This window comes from Maribacter sp. R86514, from assembly GCF_044597005.1.
In the GTDB taxonomy this organism is placed as follows: Bacteria; Bacteroidota; Bacteroidia; order Flavobacteriales; family Flavobacteriaceae; genus Maribacter.
Genome location: NZ_CP138999.1, coordinates 1,589,143 through 1,610,472 on the forward strand (window position 1 = coordinate 1,589,143; position 21,330 = coordinate 1,610,472).

Annotated in this window: 14 protein-coding genes and 1 pseudogene; 5 read left to right on the forward strand and 10 right to left on the reverse strand. The window is 35.2% G+C overall.

Annotated features, from left to right (window positions below; genetic code table 11):
* The 6 genes from SJY30_RS07120 to SJY30_RS07145 form a co-directional block, all read right to left on the reverse strand.
* Positions 1-2,910, reverse strand: a complete 2,910-nt coding sequence (locus tag SJY30_RS07120) for a glycoside hydrolase family 3 N-terminal domain-containing protein (protein WP_396634878.1) — start codon at positions 2,908-2,910, stop codon at positions 1-3.
* Between the two features lie 94 nt (positions 2,911-3,004).
* The gene (locus tag SJY30_RS07125; protein ID WP_396634879.1) at positions 3,005-3,487 is read right to left on the reverse strand and encodes an ABC transporter ATPase; all 483 of its coding nucleotides are present in this window, start codon (positions 3,485-3,487) and stop codon (positions 3,005-3,007) included.
* 16 nt (positions 3,488-3,503) lie between these two features.
* Positions 3,504-4,295, reverse strand: a complete 792-nt coding sequence (locus tag SJY30_RS07130; protein ID WP_396634880.1) for a (Fe-S)-binding protein — start codon at positions 4,293-4,295, stop codon at positions 3,504-3,506.
* Between the two features lie 8 nt (positions 4,296-4,303).
* Entirely contained in the window at positions 4,304-5,629 is a 1,326-nt protein-coding gene (locus tag SJY30_RS07135; protein ID WP_396634881.1) for a 4Fe-4S dicluster domain-containing protein, read from the reverse strand.
* A 15-nt stretch (positions 5,630-5,644) separates the two neighbouring features.
* On the reverse strand, positions 5,645-6,610 hold the full coding sequence (locus SJY30_RS07140) for an MlaD family protein (RefSeq protein ID WP_396634882.1): 966 nt from the start codon (positions 6,608-6,610) through the stop codon (positions 5,645-5,647).
* 47 nt (positions 6,611-6,657) lie between these two features.
* Positions 6,658-7,974, reverse strand: coding sequence for an N-acetylmuramoyl-L-alanine amidase (locus SJY30_RS07145; RefSeq protein WP_396634883.1), 1,317 nt, complete (start codon positions 7,972-7,974; stop codon positions 6,658-6,660).
* Positions 7,975-8,153: 179 nt separating this feature from the next.
* Here SJY30_RS07145 and SJY30_RS07150 point away from each other — a divergent pair.
* Together SJY30_RS07150 and SJY30_RS07155 are read left to right on the forward strand one after the other, a co-directional pair.
* Positions 8,154-10,837 (forward strand): annotated as a pseudogene (locus SJY30_RS07150) (putative LPS assembly protein LptD).
* A 17-nt stretch (positions 10,838-10,854) separates the two neighbouring features.
* Complete coding sequence (locus SJY30_RS07155) at positions 10,855-11,235, forward strand: RidA family protein (RefSeq protein ID WP_396634884.1); 381 nt, start codon at positions 10,855-10,857, stop codon at positions 11,233-11,235.
* Positions 11,236-11,239: 4 nt separating this feature from the next.
* On the opposite strand, the gene SJY30_RS07160 is transcribed toward SJY30_RS07155, so the two are convergent.
* From SJY30_RS07160 to SJY30_RS07175, 4 genes are all read right to left on the reverse strand, one after another.
* Entirely contained in the window at positions 11,240-12,091 is an 852-nt protein-coding gene (locus SJY30_RS07160; protein WP_396634885.1) for an N-acetylglucosamine kinase, read from the reverse strand.
* Between the two features lie 87 nt (positions 12,092-12,178).
* A complete protein-coding gene (gap, locus tag SJY30_RS07165) occupies positions 12,179-13,180 on the reverse strand; it encodes a type I glyceraldehyde-3-phosphate dehydrogenase (protein WP_396634886.1) in 1,002 nt (333 codons plus the stop codon).
* A 24-nt stretch (positions 13,181-13,204) separates the two neighbouring features.
* A complete protein-coding gene (pfkA, locus tag SJY30_RS07170; protein WP_396634887.1) occupies positions 13,205-14,191 on the reverse strand; it encodes a 6-phosphofructokinase in 987 nt (328 codons plus the stop codon).
* Positions 14,192-14,353: 162 nt separating this feature from the next.
* Positions 14,354-18,802, reverse strand: coding sequence for a translocation/assembly module TamB domain-containing protein (locus SJY30_RS07175; protein ID WP_396634888.1), 4,449 nt, complete (start codon positions 18,800-18,802; stop codon positions 14,354-14,356).
* 65 nt (positions 18,803-18,867) lie between these two features.
* Here SJY30_RS07175 and tsaD point away from each other — a divergent pair, with 65 nt between their 5' ends.
* Genes tsaD through SJY30_RS07190 form a run of 3 tightly spaced genes read left to right on the forward strand, consistent with a single transcriptional unit; the run spans position 18,868 to position 21,328 of the window.
* A complete protein-coding gene (gene tsaD, locus SJY30_RS07180) occupies positions 18,868-19,896 on the forward strand; it encodes a tRNA (adenosine(37)-N6)-threonylcarbamoyltransferase complex transferase subunit TsaD (RefSeq protein ID WP_396634889.1) in 1,029 nt (342 codons plus the stop codon).
* Positions 19,897-19,912: 16 nt separating this feature from the next.
* Complete coding sequence (locus SJY30_RS07185) at positions 19,913-20,620, forward strand: 16S rRNA (uracil(1498)-N(3))-methyltransferase (RefSeq protein ID WP_396634890.1); 708 nt, start codon at positions 19,913-19,915, stop codon at positions 20,618-20,620.
* A gap of 57 nt (positions 20,621-20,677) precedes the next feature.
* On the forward strand, positions 20,678-21,328 hold the full coding sequence (locus SJY30_RS07190; RefSeq protein WP_396634891.1) for a DUF4159 domain-containing protein: 651 nt from the start codon (positions 20,678-20,680) through the stop codon (positions 21,326-21,328).
* Positions 21,329-21,330 lie beyond the last annotated feature (2 nt).

A 21,330-nucleotide genomic window follows, 5' to 3' on the forward strand; every position in this document is an offset into this window, starting at 1 on the left:
TTAATTCAGAATTGAATCGTAAATGGCTTGTTGAATTCTTGTTCTTAACCCAGATTTAACTAAAAGTGTGTTAGATGCGGAAGGATAGGTTCTATTTGATAAAAATACGTAGACTATTTCTTCTTCTGGATCAGCCCAAGTATACGTACCGGTAAAACCACTATGCCCAAAACTTTTTCTAGATACACAACCACAAGTAGGACCACTATGTTGCAACTGTGGCTTATCAAAACCTACTCCCCTACGCACATTATTATCACAGAAATAACAGGTATTGAATTTCTTTACAGTTCTAGAATCGAAAAACTTAGTACCGCCATAATACCCATCTTGTAGATACATCTGCATGATTTTGGCAACGTCATTAGCGTTACTGAAGAGACCGGCATGACCACCGACGCCTGCTTGCATTGCAGCACCCATATCATGAACGTAACCCTGTACTCTACCATACCTATAATAATTATCTTCCTCAGAAGGAACAATCTTATTCTTGTCAAATTTCTCTAAAGGATTATATGAGGTATGGTTTGCACCTATCCTACTATAAAGAAAATTAGATGTTAATCCGTCTAACCTTTGACCGTAACTTTCTTCGACTACCTTTTTCATTACATAATATGGTACGTCGCTATAACGATATCTATTAGATTTTAAATCTTGTCTACCTATTCTATTGTAAATTGAATCTTTATATGCATCTGCTAAATATAGATTGTCATACACTTTTGTTGAAAAACCAGGCAATGGTTTATTTCTATAAAATTCACCTGATGGTTTTTTATTTTCGTCTAAAGTATTTATGTAAAACGGAATCCAAGCCGGTAAACGGCCGTAATGGGAAAGTGCTTTTAAAACGGTAACATTTTTAATTTCAGTGTTAGAATAATTTGGCACCAACTCTTCAAAAGTATTGTTCAAACCTATTCTACCTTCTTCCTCCATCTTCATTACCATTGGCAAAGTGGCCAATATTTTGGTTAAAGAAGCAAGATCATAAATATAATCATTGGTTATTTTTTCTTTACTATCATAGGCAGGTTTACCAAAACTTTTCTGATAAATTACTTTTCCTTTTCTAGCAACTAAAACTTGAGCACCAGGAAACATTAAACTATCCAAACCATGGCTCATTAATTCATCTATTTCTCTAAGTCCTTTGGAGCTCATACCAACACGTTCTGGTATACTATATCCCAATCTACTTAATGATTTTACCTGAATACCTGTATGCACAGGAAATTCTGGATGTGCAGAAACAGGTATTTTACCTGTAGCACTAACAGCTCCAAATAATACTTCTGCCGTTTTCTCTTGTGCTATAGCACTATTTTGATAAGACATGACCACACCATCAATCATATCATATGATTTAACATCCAATAAAGCATATGGCTTAGCAAATACACAAAGTATAAGGTTAGAGGTACGTTCACTTCCTATGGCTTGCAACCAGTTTAGTTCTTTAGTTGAAAACTTATAGGACTTCCACGGACTTTCATTACTCTTATGATGACCAACAATAACTAAATTGAAATCTTTTAACTTAGCTTTTAAGGTATTGATATCATTTGCCTCAACTACTGTAACATCGGCATAATTCTTTAGCCCATTTACAAAAGCCTCATTATCAGAATCGCCCATTTTCACATAAGCGATTTTCTTATTATCAAGGTTTCTAATAGACAGTATATCGAGCTTATTTTTTACAACCGTAATTGCATTTTCAATAGCTTGCTCGTAAATAATATCATCTTCTAAGCTATTTAAATCTTCGTATAAATTATTTAAAACAATAGGTCTGTACTTATGTAACCCTGCCTTATATTTCGCCATTAAAATCTTTTTGACAGAATAAGCCAATCGCTCTTCAGACAACTTACCCTTATCATAAGCCTTTGCTAATTTCTCTTTTGCGCTAACAATATTTTCAGGCATTAACAACATATCGTTACCTGCCATAAAAGCATCTATTTCTACGCTACCATCTTTACCTTTCGTAGACACCCCTTTCATATTCAGTGCATCGGTAAATATCAATCCTTGGTAACCTAGTTCTTCTTTTAGAATACCTGATATAATTTGTTCGGATAATGAAGAAGGCATTCCTTTTTTCATCTCAAGGGCAGGCACTTCTAAGTGAGCAACCATAATACTACTTAAACCAGAACCAATCAATTTTTTAAAAGGATAAAGTTCTAGGCTGTCTAATCGTTGTCTCGAGAACGGTATTACCGGCAAATTGTGATGCGAATCTACCTCTGTATCACCATGCCCAGGAAAGTGTTTTCCATTTGCCAATACTCCTGCGCTCTCCATTCCGCGTATAAAAGCTATTCCCTTTGCTACTACATTATCCCTATCCTCTCCAAAAGAACGATTGCCTATAATTGGATTTTTTGGGTTGGTATTGATATCTAAATCAGGCGCAAAATTTATATGAACACCTAATCGTTTTGCATGCTTACCTATTTGGTAGCCTACTTTTTCAACAATTGAATTATCTTGAATTGCACCCAAGGTCATATTCCACGGGAAAGCATAAGTTGAATCTAAGCGCATAGATAGTCCCCATTCCGCATCCATACCAATAAGTAAGGGAATTTTTGAGGCTTCTTGATAATCATTGGTAAGTTTAGCCTGACGTACAGGTCCACCTTTAGAAAAAATTACTCCGCCTAAATGCTCTTTTACTATTAAATTCTTAATTAAATCTGTTGCTTGCTTACTTTGATTGGAAGCAACGCTTACCATAAATAACTGACCTAACTTTTGGTCCAAACTCATTTGATTGTACTGAGCATCTACCCATCTCTGTTGATTGGTGCTATCCTTAGTTACTAAAGGATTTTGAGCTAATATACTGGAACAGCAAAACAACCCACAAATAAGAATAAAAATATAGCGCATAAAAAAATATGTACTGAGATAACTATTATGGCTTGAAATTATTGCATTTCATCGATAAAACCCAATAAATTCTGATACTTAAGAAGAAATTATGTTAAAAGAAACGAGCATGCCAACTCTCAGAAGCAGGTACTTCCCAGTGTTCCAAATACTCTCCTTTATTGGCAACCAGATTGTTAAAGACAATCGTGTTTTTCGAAATGGCTTTTTGCTTGGCCATAGCCTTAAAATCAATCAAGCTTTTATAAGCTACAAACTCACCTTGTTTATAAGATACATTCATTTTGTCAAGCAACAGAACATCATATTTCTTTTCTAATGCCTGTATAAAATGTACCGATGCATCTATAGAACAACCGGTAGCACCTTGGGTAGTTTGATCAAGGGCAATGACTATAAATCTTCTGTACTTAATTTCGTAACCTGCATTTAAATCATTACCATGTGCAGTCCATGAGGTTAAAAAAGTATCTAAGTCAGCTCCAATTTCAGCGATTTCCTTTTCAGAAAATGATCGATTACACTGGTATATCCAAACTCTTGAAGTATTTGGTAATGTGTTAAATTCTACTAGCAAATTTCGCTTCTTTAAATTATAAATCTTCTGCAGCCGCAATCATTTCTGCGATATCCATTACTGCAACATCATCTTCCTTTTCTTTATTCTTCACCCCATCGGTCATCATAGTATTACAGAAAGGACAACCTGCAGCTATAATTTCCGGTTTAGTCTCTAAGGCTTGCTCTGTACGTTCAATGTTCACATCTTTATCACCATTTTCAGGCTCCTTGAACATTTGTGCACCACCTGCACCGCAACAAAGACCTCTTTGCTTACAGCTCTTCATTTCAATAAGCTCAGCATCCAACTTTCTAATTAAGTCCCTTGGTGCTTCATATACTCCATTTGCCCTACCTAAATAGCACGGATCATGAAAAGTGATACGCTTACCTTTAAACCTACCGCCTTCCATAGAAATTCTACCTTCGGACAGTAGGTCTTTCAAAAACTGAGTGTGGTGCACTACTTCATAGCTACCACCTAAGCCAGGATATTCATTTTTAATGGTATTAAAACAATGCGGGCATGCCGTTACTATTTTCTTTATTTCATAAGCGTTCAGCACCTCTATGTTGGTTACTGCTTGCATCTGAAACAAAAACTCATTACCAGCACGTTTTGCAGGATCACCGGTACAACTTTCTTCTGTACCAAGTACCGCAAAAGAAACATTCGCCTTATTTAAAATCTTTACGAAGGCTTTCGTTATTTTCTTTGCTCTATCATCAAAACTACCAGCACAACCTACCCAAAACAAAACTTCAGGTACGGTTCCCGACGCAAAAAACTCTGCCATTGTAGGCACTTTTAATTCACTTGCCATATCTATCTTTAAGATTCTTTACTCCAATTTAAACGGTCCATTTGGTTAAATGGCCAAGGTGCTCCATTATTTTCAATATTACCCATCATATTATTCAAATCTGTCGGAGCAGCAGATTGTTCCATTACCAAATACTGTCTCATATCCATAATTATGGAAAGAGGGTCAATACTAATTGGGCAGGCTTGAACACAGGCATTACAAGATGTACATGCCCATAATTCTTCTGGGGTAATATAATCGTTCAACAATTGTTTACCGTCATCTTTAAACTCGCCTTTATTAGCATCGATATTCTTACCAACTTCTTCTAGACGGTCACGAGTATCCATCATGATCTTACGAGGAGATAATTTTTTTCCGGTCTGATTTGCGGGACACTCACTAGTACAACGACCACATTCGGTACAGGTATAAGCATTTAATAATTGTACCCAACTCAAATCTTGCACGTCTGATGCACCAAACTTATCCGGTACAGCAGCATCTTCTGCAGGTTCAGCATAAGGATCGGCATCTGGGTCCATCATCATTTTAACCTCATCAGTAACTGATTGCAGGTTTTTGAATTCTCCTTTTGGTGTCAACTTCCCGTAATACGTATTTGGGAATGCAAGTAAAATATGTAAATGCTTTGAGTAGTACAGATAATTAAGGAAAAATAAGATTCCAGCAATATGCAGCCACCAAGCGGTACGCTCTAATAACACCAAACTAGAAATGGACATACCATCAAACAAAGGAGCGATCAAACTACTAATAGGAAAGGAACCTGCCTGTACGTAGTGGTCAGCACCCATTTGTTGTAACTGATAATCTGCACCGTTCATGGTCAGAAAAAGTACCATTAATACTACTTCTATATACAAAATAAGGTTACCATCATTCTTTGGCCAACCTTCCATTTCCGGTTTAAAAAATCGTTTTAACTTAATAACGTTTCTTCTAATCCAGAAAATAACTACGGCAACGATAACCAATAAAGCAAGCACTTCAAAAGACCCTATTAAGAAATCATAAACAGGTCCTAATACGGCAAATAACCTATGCGTACCAAAAATACCATCTAAAATAATTTCTAAAACTTCAATATTGATAATTACGAAACCTATATATACGATGATATGTAAAGCTCCTGCAATGGGCCTGACTACCATTTTGGATTGCCCAAGGGCAATCTTTGCCATATTTTTCCAACGTTGTGGCTTATTATCTGTTAACGATTCTTCTTTTCCTAAAAAAATATTACGTTTTAATCTAGAAACATTTTTTACGAAAAAACCAATACCTGCTACAAGCAGTATTACAAAAATTACATTCGGGAGATATTGCATATAATTAAGTCTTCTTTACTTCTCAATAGAATTTGTGGCTGGATCATTTTCTGGCAACTCGTAGTCTTTCTGCTTTTTACCAAACACAGAAACATTAACATACCTTTTTGGATTCAAACGAAAATCTTGCAAAAGTAAGTCTAATTCACGTGATGCATTATTTAAATTGGTATATAATTCTTTATCGTTCATTAGTAAACCAAGTGATCCATCACCATTTTCTATCTTATTGGTTACCTTATCCAAACTGGCCATAGTAGATTCTAAACTAGCCAAGGTTCTGCCTAGTCCGGCAGAATTTAAAGAATCTGAAAGTTTTGCGAAATTAGCTGATAACTGTTCAAAATTCTCAAAAGAATTATTCAATTTATCCTTATTCTTGTCTAAAACCGAATTAAGCTGAGTAGCACTACCGTTTAAATTAGCTATTAAGGTGTTTAAACCTCCAATTACTTCTTTTAATTCTTTTTTGGTATTCATATCCAAAACTGAATTTACATTGACCAAAACGGAGTCTGCATCAGAAATTGCCGTTTCGACTTTACGTACCAACGGATTTAATTTTTGTTGTGCCAAATCTGTAATACCTGGTCTTGTTTCTGTACGTAATGTATCACCAGATTGCGCTAAAGCCTCATCAAAAACAGGTTTAATCTGTAATCCCTTACCACCAATAATACCGGTATCGTAAAGTTCGACAGTACTATTTTTAGAAAACTTAAACTCATTACCAACAGTAAACGTCACCAATAAATTTCCCTTTTCATCTAAAAATCTAATATCGTTTACTTTACCAACACTAAATCCGTTTATAGAGACATTAGTACCTGATTGTAAGCCACCAACATTTGGGTATACGGCAAAAAACGTTTTACTATTATCAAATATAGGAGTTGACTTTAAATAGCTGAACCCCATGATGAACAGCAATATGCCACCAATTACGATAATTCCTGTTTTTAATTCTCTAGATAGTTTCAAACAAATATGTTTTTAGTCCTCTCAAAATTATGAATAAATTTTGCAACTTATGGTCTTAAATTAGAAACCTCGTCAATAGCATCTTTAATAGGAATTCTTTCTCCTAACCTATAGGCAACAATATAAGCCGTTGCATATCCTTTTTCTTGGGCTTGAGTCTGCATCATTTTTGCTTCTCTATATGACCTTGTTTCACCATACATATAACGATATAAGTTTTTATATGGCTCTTGAGATAGGTTAGACAATCCTTTAAAATTGTTTGAATTAAGTGCTACATTTTTACTACTGGCCATTAATTGAATTTTAAAGACAATAGAATTTGCAACTTCTTTTTCATTGATCGCTTCTTCAACCTTAACGACAGGCGCCTCTGCCACTTCTTTTGTTTCTTCAACTTTTGGTGATGTACTAACCTCTGTTGGCTTCTCTACTTCGGCAACTACTTGTTTTACAGGCTCATTAACAGCCTCATTGACCGGTTCTACAACAACCTCTTTCTTATCCTCTACCTTTTCTACAATTTCTTTTGTAATTGGAGGGGCTGTTGGTTTGGCAACAACGGTTTCAACATTCTTCGTAGTTGGTTGAACTCCTTCTTTATAATGTAAAATCGCCTTGGCAATTGCATCGCCCATTTCATTTTGACCTTTTGTAGAGTTTAAATAAGCACCTTCATCTTTATTGGTCAAAAAACCTGTTTCTACCAAAACACTGGGCATAAAAGTTTGATGCAATACAATAAAACCTGCCTGTTTTACCTTTCTGTCGGTTCTTTTAAGTTTCTTAGAAAAATTTTCTTGAATCATTGAAGCCAATGCTACACTTTGATCTAAAAATTCTTCTTGCATTATGGTAAGACCTATAACCGATTCTGGTGAGTTGATATCATAATCGGCATATCTATTCTCATAATTATCTTCTAAGTAGATTACGGAGTTTTCTTTCTTGGCTATTTCAAAATTTTGCTTGTTGGCATGAAGCCCTAATACAAAAGTACCCGCACCATGCGCATCTGAAGTATGCGAATCGCAATGCACAGAAACAAACAAATCTGCATTTGCTTTATTTGCCACTTCCCCTCTAACGTATAAATCAATAAAAGTGTCGTCTTTACGAGTGTAAATAACTTTTATATCCTTGCTATTCGAAAGAATTTCACCAACTTTCAAAACAATGTTCAGAGCTATTTGTTTCTCTAAATAACCGTTACCTAAATTACCAGGATCGTGCCCACCGTGCCCGGCATCAAGAACAACAATAAACGGGTCATCTGATTCATTTTCTTTGTCAGACACTGTAAAAGACAGAAGTAATAACGCTGTAGTTAAAACTAAAGAAATGCTAAAGAATTTTATTTTCATAAGTGTTAGGGATTTTATCGCCCTTGTAATGGTTAAATTTATTGTAAGACCCTACATACGGATTAAAAAATATATGTAAGTTTGACATCTTAAATAACGGCTCATTGGACCGCCAAACCTTTACAAAAATAGGATATATAGCCTTGCAATCAAACAAACAATACTTACTTTTCCTATTAATGGTCTTTGCCGGTGCTTTTTATGCCACCGGTCAAGAAGGTAAAATTACGACTCTCAACATCAAAGCTGAAAGAGATTCAATAATTGCGCCATTATTACCCCCAACGGCAATCAAAGACGCTGTAGCCAACGATTCTTTAGCTACAGATTCCTTAAACCAAAAACCCCCTTTGCTTTTAGATAAAATTAAATATAAGGCAAAAGACTACGTAAAATTAAGTCAAAAAGAAAACAAGATACACCTCTACAATGAGGCGGAAATCTATTATCAAGATACCGAATTAAAAGCCGGTATCATTATAATGGATTATATTAAGAATGAAGTATATGCGGGTAGAATGGTAGACTCCCTAGGTAATTACACTCAGCTGCCTTATTTTAAACAAGGAGAAAATATTGTTATACCAGATTCTATACGTTTTAATTTTGACACACAAAAAGCGCTGATCTGGAATTCTAGAACGGAACAGCAAGCAGCTGCCGGGTCATTGGGTAGCGATGCTATGAAGGTTTATGCTGAAATTACAAAAAAAGAAAACGATTCCGTTTACTTTTTAAGCGAAGGTAAACTGACCACCTCAAAAGACACTATAAATCCTGATTACTACATAAGAGTTAGAAAGGCAAAATTCGTACCTAAAAAGAAGGTAATTGCCGGTTTCAGTAATTTATATATTGCTGACGTACCTACGCCTATTGCAATGCCATTTGCATATTTTCCATTAACAGTTGGTAGATCGGCGGGTATTTTAATGCCATCTTTCGGTAACGACCCAAATACGGGCTACTTTTTACAAGATATGGGATACTATGTTCCATTAGGGGACTATGCTGACATAACGCTATCTGGAGATTTTTATACCAATGGTAGTTACGCATTTAGAACAGCCTCTATTTACACGAAACGCTATAAATACCGAGGCAACATTAACTTACGGTTCGAAAATCAAGTAAGAAGCCAAAAAGGTTTCAGCGACTATAGCCTGTCTAGAAATTATAATATTCAATTTTCACATTCGCAGGATACGAAGTCAAGTCCGAATTCCAGGTTCTCAGCTTCCGTAAACTTAGGTAGTAGTGAGTATTATAGAAATTCGTTGCAACAAAGAAATTTACCCAACACTCAAAATAACACCTTATCGTCGTCGATTTCTTACTCTAAAACATTTCCGAATTACCCATCTGTGAATATGAGTTTAACCGCTACACATTCGCAATTGACCTCTGCGACGGCAACAGAGTCAGATACCGATAATATCACCATGACCCTACCTACTTTTCAAGCTAGTGTAGAGCGTATATATCCTTTTGTAAAACGCGACGGAATTAAAAAAGGCATTATTGATAACATTAATTTTCAATACAACGTAAACGCGCAAAATAGGCTTACTACGAACGACACCGACTTTTTGACCGCAAAAATGTTCGATAACGCAAGAATTGGAGCAAGCCACAGTATTCCCGTTGCGACCAACTTCAAAGTAGCTAAATTTTTCAGTGTCAGTATGGGCGCTAGCTACGAAGATGTTTGGTCTTTAGAAACTTACAACAGAAGCTATGATAATGTTTTAAAAGAAGTTGTTATAGATACTGTAAGTGGTTTTGACAGGTACAACAGCTACAATTTTAGCGCTAGTGTCGGTACTACGCTATACGGTACTTTTGATTTCGGGGAAGACAAAAAAATTCAAGCGATCAGGCATACCTTGAGACCTTCTTTAAGCTATGGTTACGCCCCATCATTTGAACAGTTTTATGATGAGTATCTTGGTGAAGACGGCGTTGAAGTGCAGTACAGCCGTTTTACGGGAACTCTTAATGGCGCACCTTCTTTAGGAAAATCGAACAGTTTAAGTTTTTCGTTAGCGAATACCTTAGAGGCAAAGGTTCGTGATAAAGATTCTACAAAAATAGAGCCCAAAAAAATCTCGTTATTAAGTAATTTCAATATTTCTACAGGATATAATTTTGAATCGGATTCGTTACGCATCAACCCTTTGAGCATTAATGGCGGAACCAACATTCTTGACAATAAAATGTCGATTAACTTTTCTGCAGCCTTGACCCTTACGCAATCGACAACAACGGTAGAAGAATAGATACATGGAACGTTGATAATGGGGGAAGCCTTTTTAGACTAACAAGGGCTAATGCCAATGTATCTTATTCTATTAGCAGTGAAATGTTCGGCAAAAAGGACGATAAAGACAGAGACGAAGAAGAAGAAACCGATCCTTTTGACTATGTTGCCCAAAGTGGCGGTAGAGAAGATGATTTATTTGGTCGTGCAGATGACTTTAACGCAAACCCCGTTAGAAAAGACAACGAAGACTCTGATGTTGAAAACCCCATATTCGGAACCAAAATACCATGGAACTTTAGATTGGCCTACTCAGCCAATTACAGTAATTCTGCAAGGCAAAATGAATTTAGCAGTCACTCGTTGATGTTTTCGGGAGATATAGAACTTGCTCCTAGATGGTCCGTTGGTGGCTCATCTGGTTACGATTTCAAGAATCAAGGCTTTACATTAACTCAACTTCGTTTTCAGAGAGACTTAAAAAGTTTTACCATGCGCTTTAATTGGACTCCTTTTGGACAATATAAAAGGTGGTACTTCTTTATAGGTATAGATTCGTCTATACTTAAGGATCTTAAATGGGAAAACAGAAGCCAGAACTAACACCAAAATCAGAAAAAATGAAGAAAATTATAAACACAAATAACGCTCCAGCACCTATAGGACCTTACAACCAAGCAACATTAAGTAACGGCACTTTATACATTTCAGGTCAAATTCCTCTAAATCCTAAAAGTGGAGAATTAGTTTCTGGGGATATTAAACTAGAGACCAAACAGTCTATGGAAAATTTAAAGGCCATTTTAACCGAAGCTGAAATGACCTTTGAAAATGTTGTTAAATCGTCTATTTTTCTTAGTGACATGAATCAGTTCACTGAAGTTAACGAAGTTTATGCTTCTTATTTTAATGCAGAAACCGCACCAGCAAGAGAAACCGTAGAAGTTGCAAATTTACCCAAGTTCGTAAATGTTGAAATTTCTATGATTGCCGTAAAGTAATAATTTACATATTGGCTTTATGAAATTCTACAAGACCTTCAATAGGTTTTTGTCTAATTACACCAACAATCAAATCGTTTCTTAACAATACAGAAGTTAGTTCTTCTCTTAGGTAATAAGCAACACTACCAACAAAATTGATTGGTACTTTTGTTGCTAATTCAAACTGCATTACATAGTTATTTATAAACTGCTGAAATCCTTTATCTATAACGCCTTTAGAATATGGGTGATCTTTGTTCTCGATCAAAAACCGAGCAAAAGTTGCCAAATAGGTATTTGGATTGGGCTGCTTATATAAATTCTCTTTAATAACATCTGGATCTAAATCATGCTGCTTAGCAAATTTATGTGCTAGATCCGCAGGCATTTTATGAAAGTAGTAATCACGTATTAATTTTCGACCAAAGAAATTACCACTACCATCATCCATAGGTATATAACCTAATGACGTTACTTTTTGAAACAATTGGTTACCATCGTAATAACTACAGTTAGAACCTGTACCTAAAATACATACAATACCTTGATGACCAACTTTTGTTGTAGCAAATATGGCGGCATATGTATCTTCTTTTACATCAGCTTTTGCATTCGGAAAAAAATCTTTAAAAATTGCTTTTAAGAACAATTTCATTCGGTCGGTACCACAACCAGCTCCATAAAAATAAAGGTGTGTTACTTTCTCCCTATTCTTCGAGATTTCAAAATTATTCGCTAAGCGATCTTCAATAACATCTTTTGTCAGAACCTCAGGACTTAGACCTAAAGTTTGTGTTAAAAAAAGTTGTTCACCATTTTCATCCAATGCAATCCAATCAGACTTGGTTGCGCCACTATCTACTATTAAAATCATATACCGAAGGTCTTTAAAAAATAATCCTGAAAATAAGGTAAAAGCGCCTCATTTTCAGGATATATCTATGTTATACTAAAATTAAGGTTATAAGGTATTAACGTGCTGCATTAAGTCTACCATTTTGTTAGAGAAACCAGCCTCGTTATCATACCAAGAAATCAATTTAAAGAAACCAGAGTTAAGCTCTATACAAGCCTCTGCATCAAAAACACTAGTTCTTGGATCACTTACGAAATCTTGAGAAACAACAGCTTCATCAGTATAACCCAATACACCTTTAAGCTCACCTTCAGACGCAGCTTTGAAAGCTTTTTTAATCTCATCCAAAGAAGTTTCCTTACTTGTTCTTACAGTCAAATCAACAACAGATACATCTGCAGTAGGCACTCTAAATGCCATACCAGTAAGCTTTCCTGTTAACGCAGGTATAACCTTGGTTACCGCAACAGCTGCGCCAGTAGTCGAAGGAATAATATTCAACATTGCAGAACGACCTAAACGGTAGTTTTTTCTAGAAGGTGAATCTACTGTAAATTGAGTAGAAGTACTTGCGTGAATCGTTGTCATCAACGCTTCTTCTATACCAAAGCTATCATTTAACACCTTAGCAACAGGAGCCAAACAGTTCGTAGTACAAGATGCATTAGACACAATAACATCTGATGCCTTCACCTCTTTATGGTTTACGCCCATTACGAACATTGGAGCATCTTTAGAAGGAGCAGAAATAACTACTTTTTTAGCACCACCATCAATATGGTATTGAGCTGTCTCTAAAGTTGTAAAAATACCGGTACATTCTGCAACAGTATCTGCACCAACAGCATCCCACTTAATATTCTTTGGATCTCTTTCTGCAGTAATACGTACTGTTTTACCATTTACTACCAAATGACCATCTTTTACCTCTACGGTACCATCGAATTTACCGTGAACAGAATCGTACTTTAACAAGTAAGCCAAGTGCTCAACATCTAACAAGTCGTTGATAGCAACAACATCAACATCACCACGCTTAATTGTGGTTCTGAATACCAATCTACCTATTCTACCAAAACCGTTAATTCCTATTTTCAAATTTGACATTTTCTCTATTTTTAATTTTTAATATTATGTAGTCATTATTTCTGAAACCCTTATAAGCTCCTTATCAATTTTTGTATGCCCTTTGATTGCCTTATTGATCGGCGTAAGGGTAAGCATATTATCTTGAATACCAACCATTAGATTGGTTTTACCCTCTAGCAAAGCCTCTACCGCTTTAACACCCATTCTACTAGCAAGAACTCGATCGTAACAAGATGGCGCACCACCTCTTTGCATATGGCCTAATACCGATACACGAACATCGTAAATTGGCAAATGCTCCTCAACATATTCTTTAAGTTCAAATACGTTTTTACCAGATTTATCACCTTCTGCAACGATTACGATACTTGAAGACTTACCAGATTCTTTACTTCTCTTTAAAGACTCAAGCAATCGATCCAACCCTAAATTTTCTTCTGGAATCAAGATTTCCTCGGCACCTGCACCAACACCTGCGTTCAATGCTATGTGCCCAACATCTCTACCCATAACTTCTACAAAGAACAGTCTGTTATGAGAACTTGCCGTATCTCTAATTTTATCGATACACTCTACTACCGTATTTAAAGCTGTGTCGAAACCTAAAGTAAACGTAGTACCAAAAATATCGTTATCAATAGTACCGGGAATACCTATAACAGGAAAGTTATATTCTCTATTAAAAATCATGGCACCTGTAAAGCTACCATCACCGCCTATAACCACAAATGCATCTATACCAGCTTTTAGTAGTTGATCGTGCGCTGTCTTTCTACCTTCGGGAGTTCTAAAATCGTCACATCGTGCAGATTTTAGAATAGTACCTCCTTTATTGATAATATTATTTACGCTACGCGCATCCATAGGTTTAAAATCCCCCTCTATCATACCTTGGTACCCTCTGTAGACTGCAACACAATCCACCTTCATGTAGGCACATGTACGAACAACTGATCTTATGGCAGCATTCATACCTGGAGAATCACCCCCTGAAGTAAGTACTGCTATTTTTTTTATTTCTGAAGACATTGAAAAATTTAAGCTAACGAAATTAATAAATCTAAGTCAAAAACTGAATAAAGGTTAGTCGTATTTTAAGAAAAAATCAACGAAAAGGATTTCGCTATAACAGATTAATATTCAAATTGTTAAAATTTGTTATTTAATGCAAAAAAGAGAAGAAATGGCTTTTTAATTTAATGATTTAGGCTTATCATAAAACCGTATTAAACTATCATTACCCATAACCGAAGATGGGGTTTCAATTACTTTTACCGGTTCTTCTTCAATTACTGGCTTAGTCACCAAGATCTTTTGAAAAAGTTCTTTAAAATTATTGAAATCTACCTCATAAGATATTCCCGCTCCTTGAGTGGAGCCTTGTTGATCTGACAAATAGGCTTGTATCTCACTCTGCCTACTAAAGAAATTAGCACTTAGCGTACCTTCTTCATTCAGCAATACCTGGATTTCAAAATCACCCGCAACCAAGGTTTCACTAGATGCGCCAACCGGAACACCCACTTTACCATTGAACAATATTCTATCTGATATTTGGGTAGATACCGTAACCCCTATTCTATCATCGGTTTCAATATCTGCTGATCGATCCAATATACCTTGCTCATAAGATAGACCAAGATTAAATTTATCATTACCACCGCTTAATATAGAGTTTAGAATACTGGATGCACTTTGAACCAAGTTACCTGTTATCGCTTGTTGATTGATACCACTTTGAGAATTTACGAATGTACCTTGTGCCAATAAGAATATGGCATTTTTTTCTTCGACCGTTGGATCCTGTAAACGATATTCCAATTCAGATTTGACGATGGAGTTCGTACCCGGAAAATCAATACCAAAATCGATATCCGGTTTTTGAAGTTGACCTGTTAGACTAATAATTACATCAGTAGGTATTCTTCTAGTAAAACCTGCGTCATCAAGCAAAGGTGCCGGATTGGCATTTAAAGAATACACCGCCTCCATATCTAAAATAGCTTCTAAAGGTTTTTGATCCCAATTTATAGTACCACCGGGCTCTACCTTAAATTTCTTATCTATGATTCCCCCAAACTTATAATTGAACTCACCGGTAACTACAACATAGTCCCCGTACATTTCAAATTTACCATTGGTATTGATTTGTATCAATATAATACCCACACCGGTACCCTTCAGAGAGCTTCCTGTTTTGGTATCGGTCACAATTTCAACTTCGGCATCAGGCGTTACATCAAGGTTAAATTCTAACTCAAGACCTTGATAATCTTTTAATTGACGTTGGTTTTCAATTCTTAACTTATCTTTCTTTTCTAAAAAATTAATGAAGGAATAATCACCTACACTTACCACATCACTTAAAGGAATTTTTAGTGATGTACCTTTTGCCGTAGATCCATCGACCGTAATGTTCAATGCCGTTGTTGGACCATAAATACGACCCGTACCATTCAAATAACCGGTACCATAGTATAATTCCCCCTCTTTAAACTCCGTATTAAGAATTAAGAATTTATCATTCTTGGTATCTACATTCAGATCCAAAACCCAATCTTTAAAAAAGCTATGGGTAATTGTACCATCTAAATTAGCTCGTGTGCCTTTTGTGACATCTTCCAATGCTATATTTTCAAAGTCGAAAGTCTGATTTTTAAGTATTACTCTTGAACGGGGTGCAAAACCATAATCGACATTTAAATACGGCACGGCAATACCTGCATTATCTAAAGTTAACAGACCATTAAAATCAGGATTATCCACATTACCTTCTATCTTGACCCTACCATCAATATCACCACGTATATGGTCTATAACACCTTCGCCTAAGGGACTAAATGGCTCTAAACCAAAATTATTGAAATTGGCGATTAGGTTTGCTTTAGGTATTTTTCCTTTATTTTCAATACTACCAACAACACTAAATTTTTCTTGCTTATTGTCAGACAATTGAGAATTTACCTGAAACTCGGTCAAATCTTTATTACCGATAATATTGATTGCTAAATCTCCTAAAGGAATACGGTTAATTCCAAAATCAACAATATTTAAATTTGACGATGGTAAGTAGATTCCGTCTTTTTGGAGTACGTTCAAAGTACCGTTAACCTCTCCTTGTAATTTTAGACTATCTATTACAGGTGTTATTTTATCTAAAGAAACTATTTTGAACTGAAGCTGCAGATCTTTATATGTTGAATCTGCCAATTGGCCTTTTAATCGAATCTGCTCCTTTTCTTCATTGTTCATTACAATTTCTTGGATTGTAATGCTATCTAAAGTTCTATTTAGTATAACCTTGTTTTTGGTATCACCATCTTTATTCAATACCCATTTATTTCCTTTAAAATTAACATCGGAAGTTTTTAGGCCAATAACAGATTTATTATCCTTATTAAACGTATGATAAAAGTTCAGGTTATATGAATCGTTAAATTCACTACCTCCCTTAAATTCAGACCTAAAGAACAAGGTATCTTTTAGAGTGGTGTTAATTAGATTAAAATCTTTAAAATTATAATATGGTGTATCTAACTCGCTTACAGAAACGAAAGTATTGAAGAGCGGGTTCTTATTATCAATTCTCACCTCAATACTATCGGCAGCCGTACCAAAAGCCTCTATACTTGGTGACGCAAAATTGAGCTTAAAATCACCATCATCAGCTACTATATTACCTTTTATAAAAGTGTTGGGATCAAAACGTACTTCTGGAAAGAATACATCTACAATCTTATTATAGATCTTAAAATTAAAGGAAAGGTTTTGACCATCAGATATTTGAAAAGGTCTATAATTTGTATAAATACTACCCAAAGAGTTTTGTACAAGTTTACCCAATTCCCTCACTTTAAAATTACCCTTCATAAAACCGGTAATTATATCTGGTGAGTTTATATTGATAGTGCGCTCGCGATCCTCACCAAAGCTAGAGGTCACTGCAAAATCTTCGAAATAATAAGTATCATTTACGTTTTGATAGCTCGTTTGCGTGAAGTTGATATCACCCGTAATATTATCTAAGGTAGTACCGGTAATATCCATACTAACGTTACCCTTAAACACAGAAACACTATCATTTATAATATTCAACTTCTTAAGATCGGCATAATCTACAGAAGCTATAAAGTTGAAATTATTTCTTGTTTCCGCCACATTGGCCAGACCCTTAAAATCAAATTTAAAATTCTCGTCATTACTGATTAAAGAACCATCGAACAACTGATCTTTAATTAGACCTGAAACTCGTAAATCTTGATAATTGTAGTTATTAAATTCTATAGAATATATTTGCCCTATAACCTCGGTATTCAATTTCTCTTTCACAAAACCTTTTCCTTCTACGTTGAAATCCAAAGTCGTTTTTCCTAGGTTTTTATTTTCAGTAAAATCACCTAAATCAAAATCTATTAAAGAGATAAATCCTTTATAGGTAGCATTGTCAATATTATTAAAATCACTTAGTACAATATCCGCATAACTGCTACCTACAGCAGTGTTTAAATTTACTTTTGCATCTACTGAAGAATTGGTAATAAAAGCATTACCACGAATAGTAAATTGCCCAAGCTTACTAAAAGAAGAAGGTAATGACTTGCCAATTAAATTTGGTAATAAAGCATTTAGTTGATAATAACTGCTTGTTACATTTTTCATTTCAGCATTTAAACTGAAAGGTTTTTGCTTGTTAAATAAATTTTTAAAATTAAAATCGCCACGTATACCGGTATCATCAGAAAACAGGAAGAGATCATCGGTATTAAGATCATTTAAAACTCCGTTGACATTGGCGTTGAACGTTACTTCTTTTCCCTTACCAAATTCATTGTAAAGCAAGTTGACTTCATCAAAAGCAACCTTAGATTCTTTAAACTCTGCTACCACATTAACTTTGTTCAAGAAATCCGCAAAATCTTTTCGGTCATAATTAAATACCAAACTACCATCTAAAGCAGAAAGTGGAGTTTGTATTTGCAAAGAATCAAAGCGCATTTGCTGCTTTGTATACTTAAAATTTGTTGCTAATCTATCAACTTTTAATCCTCTATTACTAAAGAAGGACATTTCTTGAATATCTGCAGAAACCTCAGGACCTAAAATTAAAAAATCTCCTGCGATTATATTGAGACTATCAAAATTTAAGACAGTTGCATTATTTAGATTTTCATCTATATACTTAAACCTACTATTCTCAATATCTACATTAGATGAAGAAAGACTAAAAGGTGGCGTACCTGGCTCGCGTGGTTTGCCATTATCTAGTTTATCTACGAAAACCTCTAAATTAGTATTTGTTTCGCCGAAATACGTTTTAAGCTTAAAATTCAGAGCATCAACATCTATATCTCCGAATTCTAAATTACCTTGAGCTAAATTACCTATGCTAAGAATAGAGGTTTTAAGCTCATTTACATAAAACAAAGTGTCTTGTTTGTAATCTTCAATATAGATCCCTTCCAAACCCGTATTCCATGAAATCAAAGAAACCTTTAAGCGCTCAATATTGATATGCGTACCATACTGATCGTTAATTTTTTTCGTAGCAAACTGTGCCAGCAAGGTCTGTACCACCGGCAGTGAAAATATTATAGTACCTAAAACACATATCAGCAAAAGCACCAATAATGTTCTAACCAATATTTTTCTCAGTTTTTTGATAGGTCTTTATGTTTTACCTTTGTTGTTCAAATTTTATTCCAAATATGTCTGAACACGATACAATTTATATACTTGCTATAGAATCTTCTTGTGACGACACTTCTGCGGCAGTTTTAATGAACGATAAAGTGCTCAGTAATGTCGTGGCTACCCAGGCTATTCACGAAGAATACGGAGGGGTTGTACCAGAACTTGCTTCAAGAGCGCATCAACAAAATATAGTCCCTGTCGTTCATCAAGCCATAGCCAAAGCAAATATCGATAAAAAACAATTATCAGCCATAGCATTTACACGCGGACCTGGACTAATGGGCTCATTACTTGTAGGCACCTCATTTGCAAAATCTTTATCATTAGGTTTACAAATACCTCTTATTGAAGTTAACCACATGAAAGCCCATATTTTAGCTCATTTTATAGATGACGAAACTATGAAGGCACCATCATTTCCTTTTTTGGCATTGACCATTAGTGGTGGTCATACGCAAGTAGTTCAAGTCAATGATTTCTTTGATATGAAAATTATTGGGCAAACTTTAGATGACGCAGTTGGTGAAGCATTCGATAAGAGTGCGAAAATTTTAGGTCTACCCTACCCTGGCGGACCATTAATAGACAAATATGCAAGAACTGGCAATCCTCATAAATTTGAATTCACCATACCAAATGTAAAAGACTTGGATTTTAGTTTTAGCGGATTAAAAACCAATATTTTATACTTTATTCAAAGACAAACGAAAGAGAATCCGGATTTTATCAAGAACAATTTAGAGGATATTTGTGCTTCCATTCAATATACGATCATCACTATATTGATGAGAAAATTGAAAAAAGCCGTAAAACAGACTGGTATAAAAGAAATTGCCATTGGCGGTGGAGTATCAGCCAATTCCGGTATTAGAAATGCACTGGTTGAAGCTCAAGTTAAGTTTGGATGGAAAACCTATATTCCTAAATTCGAGTATTGCACTGACAATGCTGCCATGATAGGTATTGTAGGCTATCAAAAATACAAGAACGAGAAATTTTCTCAACAAGATGTAACGGCTAAAGCCAGGTATGTTATATCATAGCTTTTAAAAAAACCACATGCAATTATTTTATAATCCAGATATAAAAGACACTGATGCCACTTTCATTTTCGATAGTAATGAAAGTAAGCACATCATAAAGGTTTTGAGAAAAAAAAATGGTGACCAGCTTTGGATTACAAATGGTTATGGTTATTTATTTGAAGCAAAAATAATTGGGGATAATTTAAAAAAATGTGAGGTAGAACTTGTGTCCTCTAAAAAAACCCATCCAAAATCTCATTGGTTACATATAGCAGTTGCACCAACAAAAATGAATGATCGTTTTGAGTGGTTTTTAGAAAAAGCTACCGAAATAGGCATTGATGAAATAACACCTATCATTTGTGACAGATCAGAACGCAAAGTATTAAAACTTGAGCGTATGCAACGTGTGTTAGAATCAGCCATGAAGCAATCTTTGCAAACATATCTACCTAAACTAAACGAACCCATTAGTTTTTCTGAATTTTTAGAAAAACCAGCTGCTGAACTACAATTTATTGCGCATTGTGAAGACACCGAAAGGCATGAACTAAAAAGAAGGGTCGCTGCAGATAAAGATGTTACTATTTTAATAGGTCCTGAAGGTGATTTTTCTCCCGAAGAGATTAAAAATGCTATGCAAGAAGGATACGCCCCTGTTGCTATGGGCAAAACAAGATTAAGAACAGAAACTGCCGCAATCGTAGCTTGCACTATTATAGCAACCATTAACAATGGCTAAAAGTAAATAGCCAAAAACCCTTTTTATTTATCACAACCTATTTTTGTAGATTTGAATATGAAAAGAATTATATATGTCTTATGCTTTTTCATATTAGTTTTAAATTGGTCTGCCAATGCCCAAGAAATAGCTATTTTAAAATATCAAGGTGGTGGAGATTGGTATGCCAACCCCACTGCATTACCTAACTTAATCACCTATTGCAACAATAATATTGACACAACCATAAACAGTAAACCAGAAACCGTAGAAGTTGGTAGTAGTTCCATTTTTCAATATCCCTTTTTACATATGACAGGGCACGGTAATGTTGTGTTTTCTGATCAAGAAATAGAAAACTTAAAAAACTACCTTTTATCCGGTGGATTTTTACATATTGATGACAATTATGGCATGAAGCCTTATATCACTAGAGAAATCAAAAAGCTTTTTCCAAATACAGAACTAGAGGAGTTAGGTGCCGAACATCAAATATTTAAAAACACCTATTCCTTTCCAAAAGGGTTGCCAAAAATTCATGAGCATGATGGACAGCGCCCGCAAGCCTTTGCCATATCAAAAAACAATAGAATCGTATTATTGTTTACATCAGAATCAGATTTAGGTGATGGCTGGGAAGATCCATCGGTGCATAATGACCCTGCAGAGGTAAGAGAAAAAGCGCTACAAATGGGCGCCAATATTATAACTTATGCCTTTAAAAACTAATC